This is a genomic window from Mycobacteriales bacterium, assembly GCA_030697205.1.
Lineage (GTDB): Bacteria > Actinomycetota > Actinomycetes > Mycobacteriales > SCTD01 > JAUYQP01.
In genome coordinates this window covers 138,343-149,337 of record JAUYQP010000052.1, presented here as the reverse complement: position 1 = coordinate 149,337, position 10,995 = coordinate 138,343, and the positions used below count along the sequence as shown (strand labels likewise).

General features: G+C 74.8%; 12 protein-coding genes and 1 riboswitch. Of the genes, 9 read left to right on the top strand and 3 right to left on the bottom strand.

What is annotated here, in order from left to right; translation table 11 throughout:
- Positions 1 to 186 precede the first annotated feature (186 nt).
- The gene (locus Q8R60_17915; protein ID MDP3714352.1) at positions 187 to 489 is read right to left on the bottom strand and encodes a rhodanese-like domain-containing protein; all 303 of its coding nucleotides are present in this window, start codon (positions 487 to 489) and stop codon (positions 187 to 189) included.
- A gap of 79 nt (positions 490 to 568) precedes the next feature.
- Here Q8R60_17915 and Q8R60_17910 point away from each other — a divergent pair, with 79 nt between their 5' ends.
- Both Q8R60_17910 and Q8R60_17905 read left to right on the top strand, forming a co-directional pair.
- A complete protein-coding gene (locus tag Q8R60_17910) occupies positions 569 to 871 on the top strand; it encodes a zf-TFIIB domain-containing protein (GenBank protein ID MDP3714351.1) in 303 nt (100 codons plus the stop codon).
- Positions 872 to 884: 13 nt separating this feature from the next.
- Positions 885 to 2,318, top strand: coding sequence for an FAD-dependent oxidoreductase (locus tag Q8R60_17905; protein ID MDP3714350.1), 1,434 nt, complete (start codon positions 885 to 887; stop codon positions 2,316 to 2,318).
- Positions 2,319 to 2,447: 129 nt separating this feature from the next.
- Here Q8R60_17905 and Q8R60_17900 read toward each other — a convergent pair whose 3' ends face one another.
- Both Q8R60_17900 and Q8R60_17895 read right to left on the bottom strand, forming a co-directional pair.
- Entirely contained in the window at positions 2,448 to 3,308 is an 861-nt protein-coding gene (locus Q8R60_17900; protein MDP3714349.1) for a DNA-formamidopyrimidine glycosylase family protein, read from the bottom strand.
- A 43-nt stretch (positions 3,309 to 3,351) separates the two neighbouring features.
- Positions 3,352 to 4,047 (bottom strand): GGDEF domain-containing protein, encoded by a 696-nt coding sequence (locus Q8R60_17895; GenBank protein ID MDP3714348.1) that lies wholly within the window; start codon positions 4,045 to 4,047, stop codon positions 3,352 to 3,354.
- Positions 4,048 to 4,116: 69 nt separating this feature from the next.
- Between Q8R60_17895 and Q8R60_17890 the strand changes: the two genes are divergently transcribed.
- The 7 genes from Q8R60_17890 to Q8R60_17860 all read left to right on the top strand — a co-directional run bounded on the left by Q8R60_17890 (position 4,117) and on the right by Q8R60_17860 (position 10,975).
- Positions 4,117 to 4,878: an NUDIX hydrolase gene (locus Q8R60_17890; protein MDP3714347.1), complete on the top strand. Its 762-nt coding sequence runs from the start codon at positions 4,117 to 4,119 to the stop codon at positions 4,876 to 4,878.
- Positions 4,879 to 4,959: 81 nt separating this feature from the next.
- Positions 4,960 to 5,637, top strand: a complete 678-nt coding sequence (locus Q8R60_17885; protein ID MDP3714346.1) for a DUF1775 domain-containing protein — start codon at positions 4,960 to 4,962, stop codon at positions 5,635 to 5,637.
- Positions 5,638 to 5,650: 13 nt separating this feature from the next.
- Positions 5,651 to 7,327 (top strand): copper resistance protein CopC, encoded by a 1,677-nt coding sequence (locus Q8R60_17880; GenBank protein ID MDP3714345.1) that lies wholly within the window; start codon positions 5,651 to 5,653, stop codon positions 7,325 to 7,327.
- A 54-nt stretch (positions 7,328 to 7,381) separates the two neighbouring features.
- Positions 7,382 to 8,503 carry a peptidoglycan DD-metalloendopeptidase family protein gene (locus tag Q8R60_17875; GenBank protein ID MDP3714344.1) on the top strand — a complete coding sequence of 374 codons (1,122 nt, stop codon included), beginning with the start codon at positions 7,382 to 7,384 and terminating at the stop codon, positions 8,501 to 8,503.
- 208 nt (positions 8,504 to 8,711) lie between these two features.
- Positions 8,712 to 8,851, top strand: a riboswitch (cyclic di-AMP (ydaO/yuaA leader).
- A 17-nt stretch (positions 8,852 to 8,868) separates the two neighbouring features.
- Positions 8,869 to 9,330 (top strand): NlpC/P60 family protein, encoded by a 462-nt coding sequence (locus tag Q8R60_17870; protein ID MDP3714343.1) that lies wholly within the window; start codon positions 8,869 to 8,871, stop codon positions 9,328 to 9,330.
- Between the two features lie 38 nt (positions 9,331 to 9,368).
- Positions 9,369 to 10,586, top strand: coding sequence for a serine/threonine-protein kinase (locus Q8R60_17865; GenBank protein MDP3714342.1), 1,218 nt, complete (start codon positions 9,369 to 9,371; stop codon positions 10,584 to 10,586).
- A complete protein-coding gene (locus Q8R60_17860) occupies positions 10,583 to 10,975 on the top strand; it encodes a hypothetical protein (protein ID MDP3714341.1) in 393 nt (130 codons plus the stop codon). Before Q8R60_17865 ends, Q8R60_17860 begins: the two co-directional genes overlap by 4 nt.
- Positions 10,976 to 10,995: the final 20 nt, after the last annotated feature.

Genomic DNA, 10,995 nt, shown 5'->3' with positions numbered 1-10,995 from the left:
CGACCTGCAACCGGCCAGCGAGAGCGGCGGCGATCTCGGCCTGCATCGCGAGCAGCTCGTGCACATCCGCCGCAGCCGTGAGCCCGTCAGCAGAAGGCTCGATCGCGGCCTGCAGGGCAGCCCGGGCGGCGGTCACGCGTGGTGATCCGGCCCGGAAGGGCCATGCAGTCATGGCCCGTTTTGCCGTCAGACGATGACGCCCTCGACCGGCAGTCCGAGCCGCTGCCAGGTGAGCATCCCGCCGTCGACGTTGGTCGCGTCGTAGCCCTGCTGGCGCAGCCACGCGACCACCTGGCCCGAGCGTCCCCCGACCCGGCAGACCACGGCGACCGGGACGTCGGTCGGCACCTCTGCGAGCCGCTGCTGGATCTCGCTCATCGGCAGGTGCACCGCATCCGGCGCGTGGCCGGCCGCCCACTCGTCGGCCTCCCGGACGTCGAGCAGGAAGGTCTCGCCGACCTCGGTGGGCGCGATGGCGTCTGGCTGCATGCCTCCAGTCTCCCCGGCCTACGCTCGGACCTCCGGGGTGGGTGGGAACGCCCGCCGCCCCTCGAGCGTCAGGAGCGGCATGAGCCTCACGTGCCCGAAGTGCCAGGGAGAGATGCGCGGCTACGAGCGCAACGGCGTCACGGTCGACCAGTGCGCGGACTGCCGCGGCCTGTTCCTCGACCGCGGCGAGCTGGAGAAGCTGATCGACGCCGAGGGCGCCTGGAGCGCGGCGAGCGCGACCCCCGCCGCCCCGCCGCCCCCGGCCGCCCCGGCCTACCAGCCGCCGCCGCAGCAGTACGGCCACCCGCAGCAGTACAACTACGGCGGCCGGCCGTACTACAAGAAGAAGAAGTCCTTCCTCAGCGAGCTCTTCGACGACTGACAGACTCCCGGTCGTGAGCGACAGCTACGACCTGGTGGTCATCGGAGCGGGGGCGACCGGTCTCGGCGCGGCCCGCGAGGCGCGCAAGGCCGGGCGGCGGGTCGCCCTGGTGGAGGCGGAGGAGCGGCCGGGCGGGGACTGCACCCACTACGGGTGCGTGCCGAGCAAGGCCCTGCTCGAGACGGCGCGTCGGGTGCAGGGCGCGCGCACGGGTCCGGCGTACGGCTTCTCGGCCCCTGTCACCGTGGACTTCCCGGCCGTGATGGACCGCGTCACCGCGGTCATCGCCGAGATCGAGAAGGACGAGTCGCCGGCGCTGCTGGCCCGCGAGGGCATCGACCTGGTCACCGGGTTCGCGCGCTTCACCTCACCGACCACCGTGCAGGTCGGGGAGCGCACCCTGACGGCCACGCGCTTCGTCGTGGCGTCGGGCTCGCGCGCCTTCGTCCCGCCCATCGAGGGGCTCGGCGAGGTGCCCTACCTCGACAACAAGACGGTCTTCGCGCTGCGCGAGCTGCCGCCGCAGCTGCTCGTGCTCGGCGGCGGGCCGATCGGGGTCGAGCTGGCGCAGGCGTTCCAGCGGCTCGGGTCGAAGGTCACGGTGGTCGAGGGCATGCCGACCGTGCTCGGCCGCGAGGAGCCGATGGTGGCGAAGGTCCTCACCACCGTGCTCGAGCGCGAGGGCGTCACGGTCCGGACCGGTGCGACGGTCGAGCGGGTCAGCAAGGGTCGCCGTGGCCCGAAGGCGGTCGTGCTGCACCTGTCCGACGGCACGACGGTCACCGGGACGCACCTGCTCGTCGCGGTCGGGCGGGTCCCCGGCACCGACGGGCTCGACCTCGACAAGGCGGGAGTCTCGCTCGACAAGGCCCGGGTCGTGACCGATGCCCGGCTGCGCGCGGCGAAGACCGTCTGGGCCGCCGGCGACTGCACGTCGCGGCTGCAGTTCACCCACGTCGGTGACGAGCAGGGCCGCCTCGCCGCCCGCAACGCCTTCAGCCGCCGGGGTGCGCGCTGGGACGACCGGGTCGTGCCGTGGGTGACCTTCACCGAGCCCGAGGTGGCCCACGTCGGGCTGACCGAGGCCCAGGCCTACGAGAAGTACGGCGAGCGCGCGCTCGTCTCGACCTCGCGCGACAGCCGCGGCGACCGGGCGCGCACCGCCGGCGAGACCGACGGCTTCACGACGCTCATCGCCGTACCCGGCCGCATCGGCGGGATGGTCTTCGGCCGGCTGGTCGGCATGACGGTGGTGTCGCCGATGGCGGGCGAGGTCATCGCCGAGGGGGCGCTCGCGATGCGCAGCGGCGCGCGGGTCGGCCGGATCGCGCAGACGATCCACGCCTACCCGACGTGGTCGCTGTCGACGCGCGTCGCGGCCGCGCGGTTCTTCGGCACCTACGGCGGCATGGGCGCCCGCCCGGCCCGCCCCCCGAAGTCCGACTGACCCCCCTCACCCCCCGCCCCCCCACGCCTTGTGCGCCGGTGTCGGCGCTACAGCCGCCCCGTAGCGCCGACCCGAGCGCACAAGCGGGGGGAGCGGGCGGGAGGACAGAGGGCGGGGCGGGGCGGGGGGCTACTTCAGGAGGCGGGACAGGCGGCGGTCGGCGAGGGGCTTGCCGTCGGTCTGGCAGGTGGGGCAGTACTGCAGGGACTTCGTCGCGAAGGACACCTCGCGCACCGTGTCACCGCAGCGCGGGCACGGCAGCCCGGTGCGGCCGTGCACCGACAGCCCGAGCTTCTTCTCCGCCTTCAGCTCCCTGGTCGCGAGGCCCTCGGCCCGGACCACGGCCTCGCGCAGGGTCCGCACCAGTGCGCCGTGCAGCCGCTCGACGTCGTCGGCCCCGAGCGAGCCGGCCGGCTTGAACGGTGACATCCCGACCTCCCACAGCACCTCGTCGCTGTAGGCGTTGCCGACCCCGGCGAGCACCGACTGGTCGGTGAGCACGCCCTTCACCTGCGAGCGCACCCCGGCGAGCAGACCGCCGAGCACCTCGGCGGTGAAGCCGTCGGAGAGCACGTCGATGCCGAGCCGCGAGACGCCAGGCACGAGCGCCGGGTCGGTCACGAGGTAGACCGACAAGCCCTTCTTGGTGCCGGCCTCGGTGAGGTCGAAGCCGGAGCCGTCGTCGAGGTGGACCCGCAGCCCGATCGGGCCCTTGCCCATCCGCGGTGGTGCGGGCGGCAGCGCGTCGCGCCAGTGCAGCCAGCCGGCCCGCGCGAGGTGCACGACGAGGTGCAGCCCGCTCACGTCGAGGTCGAGGAACTTGCCGTGCCGCGCCGCGCCCGTCACCTCGAGGCCGGCCAGCGCGGTCGGCGGCGGGTCGTAGGTCTTCAGGACGTGGATGCCCGGCACGTCGACCCGCGCGACCACCCGCCCGACGGCGTGCTCGCGCAGGAACGACACGAGCGCTTCGACCTCGGGCAGCTCCGGCACGCCCCCGACCCTGCTCGACGGGAGGGGTCGGCGCAAGCACCGCTCAGAGCTGCAGCCGCAGGGCGGGCGCGGCGGCGGAGGCGAGCCGGTTGTGCACTCCCAGCTCGGCAAGGCGGAGCTGACGGGCGCGCTTCACGTCGTACATCCGGGTGTCGGCCGCCCGCAGGACGTCCTCGGCGGTCTGACCACCGACGGCGAGCGAGATCCCGACGGAGACGCCGAGGCAGACCGTGCGCCCCTCGAGGTCCATGGGCGCCGCGAGCGCCGACTCGATGCGCGACGCCGCGACGGCGAGCGCCGCCGGCCCGTCGACGCCCTCGCAGACCACGACGAACTCGTCACCGGCCAGCCGGGCCGCGGTGTCACCGGAGCGCACCGCCTGACGCAGCCGCGCGGCCACCACCCGCAGCACCTCGTCACCGGCGGCGTGGCCGTAGCCGTCGTTGACCGCCTTGAAGCCGTCGAGGTCGAGGAAGAGCACGCCGACCTGGCCGCCGCGACGAGACTGTGACGACAGCGCGTGGCGCAGCCGGTCGAGCAGCAGCACCCGGTTGGGCAGACCGGTGAGCGGGTCGTGCAGCGCGAGCGCCGACACGGCCTGCAGGTCGGCCGAGTGGCGGGCGTCGGCCTGCGCCAGCGCGTCGGCCAGGGCGGTCCGGTGCCGTCCGGTGAGCGACCGGTGGGTGAGCCCCACCGCGACGACAGCGGTCACGACGACGGCGAGCAGCAGCTCAAGCATGGCGCTTCTCCTCCAGCAGCTCCGTCCGTGGGGCCACCTGCACGACCCATCGGCGCTAGCGTCCGGAGCGTGAGCGACAGGTCGGGCGACGGGGTGGGTGACGGAGTCAGCGACGAGGCCGCGTTCCTCGCCGCCTACGACCCGCGGGCCTTCCCGCCCTTCGGCGTGACCGTCGACATGGTCGTGCTCACGGTGCGGGAGCACCGCCTGTGCGTGCTGCTCGTCGAGCGCGACACCCACCCCTTCCGCGGTGACCTCGCCCTGCCCGGCGGCTTCGTGCAGCCCGACGAGGACCTCGAGGCTGCGGCGGTCCGCCGCCTGGAGCAGGAGACAGGAGTACGCCGCGATGCAGCGCACGTCGAGCAGCTCGGCGCCTTCGGCGACCCGGCCCGCGACCCCCGGATGCGCGTCCTGTCGGTGGCCTACCTGGTCTTCGCGCCCGACCTGCCGGCGCCCGTCCCGGGGTCCGGGGCGACTCGCGTCGACTGGGTGCCGGTCGCGGAGGTGCAGGGCGGGCGGATGGCGTTCGACCACGCGACCGTCCTCGCCGCCGGCGTCGAGCGGGCCCGCGCGAAGCTCGAGTACACCTCGCTCGCGACCGCCTTCTGCGACGCCGTCTTCACCGTCGCGGACCTGCGCCGGGTCTACGAGGCCGTGTGGGGGACACCGCTGGACCCGCGCAACTTCCACCGCAAGACCACCGGCACCGAGGGCTTCCTCGTGCCGGTCGGCCGCTCCGCCCCGGTCGGCCCGGAGGGCGGGCGGCCGGCCGCGCTGTTCCGCCGCGGACCCGCGACCTCGCTGCACCCGCCGATGCTGCGCTCCCGATGAGCGCCCGCTGACCGCATGGTCGTGACCGTGCGCACAGCCGGGCCCACCATCCGTGCCCGGGGTCGCGCGCGAACGCCCTCCATGACCACCGTGCGGGCCCGCAGCGTCGCGACGACCCTCGCGCTGACCCTGACCACGACCACGGCAGCCCTCGTGCTGGCGCCCGCCGTGGCGCAGGCTCACGTCGACGTCACCCCGGCGCGGGTCACGGCCGGGACGGTCGTGGAGCTGAGCCTGCGGGCACCGGTCGAGACGCAGGGCACGACCAACCGCAAGGTCTACGCGCTCGTGCCGGGCCCGCTCGTCGTACGCGACTGCGCCGTCCCGAGCCCGTCCTGGACCTGCACGCCCGACACCACCACCCGGCCGGGGTCGACCTTCGTCACGTGGGAGACCCCGACCGCCGGCGCGGCGGCAGACGTGGCCTTCGCGCTGACCGTCGAGGTGCCCGCCACCGCGCCCGCGACGGAGCTCAAGCTCCCCGTCGTCCAGACCTACGCCGAGGGCACGGTCGCGCGCTGGATCGACGACGGCGACCCGTCCCCGGCCCCGCGCCTCATCGTCGTCGCCGCTGCCGGTGGGCCGGCGAGCACCTCGCCGACTGCAGCGTCGACCAGCAGCCCGGCCGCGACCTCGACCGGGACCTCCCCTGCCGGGGACGGCGACAGCGGTGCCCCGGTGCTGCTCCTCGGTCTCGTCGGCCTGGGCCTGCTCGGGGCCGTCGGTGCGGGGACCGTCGTCCTGCGCCGGCGACCGTGAAGCGGGCGCGCGCGTGACCGTCGTCGTGCGGCGACTGCTCGTCGTGCTGGCCGTGCTGTCCGGCGTGCTGCTCGGCAGCGCGTCACCGGCGGCAGCCCACGCCGCCCTGCTCGAGACGACCCCCGCCAACGAGCAGCTCGTCGACGCCAACCCCACCGAGGTGACGCTGCTGTTCAGCGAGCGGGTCGGGGCCAAGCTCGGTGCGTCGAAGGTCTTCGACCCCGCGGGCGCGCGCGTCGACGACGGCCGGGTCAGCACCCGCAAGGACGGCCGCGAGGTGGTGCTGCCGCTCAAGGCGTCGATCGCGCAGGGCACCTTCGTCGTGCAGTGGCGCGTGCTGTCGGAGGACGCGCACCCCATCACCGGCGTCTTCACCTTCTCGGTCGGCGTCGAGTCCGAGGTCGGCGCGGGCATCACCGGCCCCGAGGCGCCGCCCGGCCCGCGGGCCGTCCTCGCCGGCGCCCGGCTGCTCGGCTTCGCCGGGCTGCTCGTCCTCGCCGGGCTGTCGGTCTTCCTCGCCTTCCTCTGGCCGGCCGGTGCTCGTGAGCCCCGGGTGCGCCGGGTGCTCTGGACCGCCTGGGCCGCCCTCACCGCAGGTGCGACCGGCGGGCTGCTCGCGCAGGGCCCCTACGCGGTCGGGCTCGGGCTGTCCGCGCTCACCGACGGCTCCCTGCTGCGCGAGGTCCTCGAGACCGACGGCGGGCGGGCGATCGCCGCGCGCCTCGGGCTGCTCGTGCTCGCCGCCGTGGCGCTGGTCTCCGTGGGCGCCTGGGGCACCCACGCGCCGCGCCGCTCGCCCTCGCTGCTCGCGCTGGCCTTCCTCGCCGGGCCGCTCGCGGGGACCTTCGCGCTGGCCGGTCACGCCAACGCCGGTGACCTGCGCTCGGTGGCGACGGCCGTCGATGCCCTGCACCTCGTCGCGGTGTCCGTCTGGATCGGCGGCCTCGTCGCCCTCGCGCTGCTGCAGCACCGGCTCGACCTGCGCACCGTCCTCCCCCGCTGGTCACGGGTCGCCACCGGGGCCGTCGTGGTCATGGTCACGACGGGGTCCTTCGCGAGTTGGCGCGAGGTCCGCAGCCTCGACGCCGTCCTCTCCACCGACTACGGCCGGCTGCTCGTCGCGAAGCTCCTGCTCGTCGTGACCATGCTGGCGCTGGCCTGGGGCGCCCGCAACGTCGTGCGCCGGCGCTACGCCCGCGCGGTCGTGCACGCCTCCACGACGCTGCTCGAGCCGGAGCGCGTCGTCGCCGTCGAGCAGGCCGACCGGCGGCGGCTGCGCCGCAGCGTGCTGCTCGAGGCAGGCATCGCCGCGGTGGTCGTCGTCGTGACCGCCGTGCTGGTGCAGACGACACCCGCGCGCACGGCCTACGCCCCGACGTACTCCGGCACCTCGACCGCCGGTGACCTGCGCGTGCAGGTCGACGTCGAGCCGGCGCGGGCAGGCGTTGCCAACGTCGTGCACGTCTACCTCCAGGACGCCGGGGGCAAGGCCGTGGACGTCGCCGAGGTCACCGGCCGCTTCGTGCAGGGGGACCAGGTCGTCCCGGTCGCTCTGCCGAGGAAGTCGCTCGGCCACTACGAGCAGCCGCGCGCGCTGCTCGACGGGGGTGGGGACTGGCGCTTCGAGGTCGTCGTGCGCACCTCGGAGATCGACAGCACCACCACGGTGCAGACCGTCCCCTTCCGGTAGTTCCGCTGCTCCGAACGGCTCAAGCAGCGGCCCGGAGGGGTCGAGGCCTACGACGTGAAGACGGTGCGCTCGGTGGTGGCGGTGGTGGCTGTCCTCGCCACGTCCGCGGCGATCAGCACCGTCCCGGCCGCCCCGAGCGCGGCCGAGACCGTCGGCACCGCGCGCGAGCGGGCCGCTGCCCTGCGCGCGCAGCTGGCGGAGACCCGCAGCAAGGTCGGCGAGTCAGTGGCCCGCTACGAGCAGGCTGAGGACGCCCTCGGGGTGGCGGTCAACCAGTCGGTCGCGATCACCCGTGAGCTCGAGGCGGCCCGCGCCAACCAGGACGCGAGCGCCGCCACGCTGCACGACCGGATCTCGGCGATCTACAAGTCGGGCGGAGGGACGGCACTGCTCGCGAGCGTGCTGTCGAGCAAGGACCCGCAGGACCTCTTCGCCCGCGCCGCCAACGTCAGCGCCATCGTGCGGGTCGACACCGCCAACGCCGAGATCGCCGGCAGCGCCGCGAACCGGCTCGTGGCGCTGGAGGAGAAGGCCCGCGCCAACGCCTCGGAGAAGATCCGGCTCGCGACCGTCCTCGACGAGGAGACCGCCGTCGTCAACGCGCTGTTCGCCGAGCAGGCCGCGGCGCTCGCCAACGCCGACGCGACCGTGAAGCGGCTGGTGGAGGAGGAGCAGGCCCGGGCTCGCGCCGAGGCCGCCCGCCGGCTCGCGGCGCAGCAGCAGTCCTACGGCGCGGTCGACCCGAGCGGCGACCACAAGGACCCCTACGCCGGCCCGCCCGGTGCCTGCCCCGTCGGCCCGATCCACTCCTTCGTCGACACCTGGCACGCGCCCCGCTCCGGCGGGCGCCAGCACCAGGGCACCGACGTCTTCGCCCCGAAGGGCAGCGATGCCTACGCCGTCGTGGACGGCGTCGTCGACAAGGTCGGCAACGGCGGGCTCGGTGGGCTGTCGCTGTGGATCCGCGGTGCCAACGGCGACCGCTACTACTACGCCCACAACGACCTGAACTACGTGACCGTGGGCCAGCAGGTGAAGGCCGGTCAGATCGTCGCGACCGTCGGCAACACCGGCAACGCGGAGACCACGCCCCCGCACATCCACTTCGAGGCGCACCCCGGTGGCGGCGCGGCCGCGAACCCGTTCTCCTGGCTGGCGGCCATCTGCGCCGGGTAGTGACAGCGCGGACCGGCCCGATGTGTCCTGCCTTGGTCCTGGCCTACAGGTGAGGCTTGTCACCCCTGAGCCGAACACCGGACGCAGGGCCCTGCCCCGGGTTACCGTCGACGGACCCACTCCCCCGAGCGGGTGGCACCGCCGCGACCGCCGAGTCCTGCCCGCGCGGAGGTGCCGACGCCGACCGGACCTCCCGTCCGGCCGACACCCGCATCCCGGGCAGGAGCGGGGGACCCACCGGTTCCACGGGATCGTCACGATCCCTCGGGGTGAAGCCAGCGCCACGCGCCGGCCGGGCAACAGACCGTGAGGTCCACCGCGCCCGAACCCGACAGCTCACCTCGCAGGCGTGCGGTAGGACCCCCGTGCGCATCCGCCCGTCGCTCAACGCTGCCCTGATGACCCCCGCCCTGCTCGCCGGGCTGGCCCTCCCGGTGCTCGCGCCGCCCGCCCCCGCGGCGGCCGCGGCGACCCTGCAGCAGCAGGCGCTCGCCGAGGTGCAGAAGCACGCCGGCAAGCGCTACCTGTGGGGCGCGTCCGGCCCGACCCGCTTCGACTGCAGCGGCCTGACGATGTACGTCTACAGCCGCCTCGGCCGCTCGCTGCCCCACAACAGCAGGGCCCAGTCGACGGCTCGCGGCGTGAAGCTCATCCCCAACATGACCAAGAAGCCCGGCGACCTGATCTTCGCCTACCGCGACGGCGCGATCCGCCACGTCGGCATCTACGCCGGCGGCGCCTACTTCTACGCCGCCGTCCAGTCCGGCGACGTCGTGCGCAAGCAGTCCTTCCACGGCCGCAAGTACCAGGTCGGCCGGGTCTCCTGACGCGCTTGCCGGTCACGGTGACGGGGTACGCCGGAGCCGTGACCGCCGCCCCGATGACCCAGCTGCTCGGCGGGCGCTACGCGCTCGGCCCCGTCATGGGTCGGGGCGGCATGGCCCAGGTGCTGCGCGCGACCGACACCGTGCTCGGCCGCGAGGTCGCGGTGAAGCTCTTCCACCCGCATGTGGAGGACGTCGACCGCACCTCCTCGGAGATCGCGCTGCTGGCCTCGCTCAACCACCCCGGTCTGGTGTCGCTCTATGACGCCGGCACCACCGAGGACGGCGCGCCGTTCCTCGTCATGGAGCTCGTCGACGGCCCGACGCTGGCGGCGTGCTGCCTCGACGGGACCCTCACGCCGACCCGGGTCGCGGGCATCGGGGCCGACCTCGCCGAGGCCCTCGCCCACTGCCACGAGCGCGGCGTCATCCACCGCGACGTCAAGCCCGCCAACGTCCTGATCACCGCTGACGACCGGGCCAAGCTCACCGACTTCGGCATCGCCCGGCTCGTCGATGCCGCGCGCCACACCGCCACCGGCCTCACGGTCGGCACCGCGCCCTACTTCTCCCCGGAGCAGGTCCGCGGTGGCGCCGTCGGGCCGCCGACCGACGTCTACGCCCTCGGTCTGGTGCTGCTGGAGGCCCTCACCGGACGACGCGAGTACGCCGACAGCGACCCGGTGGCGTGCGCCGTCGAGCGGCTCCACCGTGACCCGATCGTCCCCGCCTCGCTGCCCGCGCCGTGGCCGTCGGTGCTGTCCCGCATGACCGCGGCCGACCCCGCCGACCGGCCGACGGCAGCCGACGTCGCGGGCGTCCTGCGCGGCCGGGCTCCCGTCGCGGCCACCGATGTCGTGGCCGTCCCCGTGGAGCCTCCGGTCGACGCCACCCGGCTGCTCACCGTCGCCCAGCCGACCCCCGCACCCGGCCATGACGCCGCCGCCGCTGTGGTCGCCGCGCCGCATGCGCCCGGCGACCCTCGCGAGGCCGTGACCACGGCGGTCCCTGCGAGCCCCGCGCCGGAGCGCTCCGCGCGCTCGCTGCCTGCCTGGCTCGTCTCGGCGCGTGGTCACCTCGTGGGCGACCCGGCCGGGCAGGTCCTCGCCGCCGCGATGCTCGTGCTCGTCGTCGTCCTGCTCGCGGTCGCGGCCTTCAGCGCCGTCGGGGGCGGGTCGGGCAGCGCCGACACCCCCGCCGACGCCCCCGCGGCCGACCTCTCCCCGGTGGAGCGCCTCGAGGAGTCGGTGCGGCGATGAGGCTCCTGCTCGCCGCGACTGCGGCCACCCTCGTGCTCACCGGCTGCGGTTCCGGTGACGGGCTGTCCGACCGCGGCCTGACCGTCGGCGCCGCCGAGGCGCTCGAGGCCGATGTCGCCGCTGTCGTCTCCGGTGTGGAGGCCAAGGACGGCGCCCGTGCCCGCAACGCGCTGAAGGAGCTCCGCGCCGAGGTGGAGCGCCAGCTCGCCGCCGGTGAGATCACCCAGCCGCGGGCCGACGAGATCCGGGCCGCGGCCGACGCCCTGCCGCTGCCGGCGATGCCGGTCGTGCGGACCCCCACGCCGACGCCCACCAAGGCCACCGTCACGTCATCGGACGACGACGAGGGCAAGGGCAAGGGCAAGGGCCGCGACAAGGACGACGACTGACGGTGCGCCCTCGGCGTACG

Bases quoted from the DNA above. Each gene is read 5' to 3' on its own strand.
- Q8R60_17910 (MDP3714351.1), top strand. From the start codon at position 569: ATGAGCCTCACGTGCCCGAAGTGCCAGGGAGAGATGCGCGGCTACGAG.
- Q8R60_17915 (MDP3714352.1), bottom strand. From the start codon at position 489: ATGCAGCCAGACGCCATCGCGCCCACCGAGGTCGGCGAGACCTTCCTG.
- Q8R60_17885 (MDP3714346.1), top strand. From the start codon at position 4,960: ATGACCACCGTGCGGGCCCGCAGCGTCGCGACGACCCTCGCGCTGACC.
- Q8R60_17860 (MDP3714341.1), top strand. From the start codon at position 10,583: ATGAGGCTCCTGCTCGCCGCGACTGCGGCCACCCTCGTGCTCACCGGC.
- Q8R60_17895 (MDP3714348.1), bottom strand. From the start codon at position 4,047: ATGCTTGAGCTGCTGCTCGCCGTCGTCGTGACCGCTGTCGTCGCGGTG.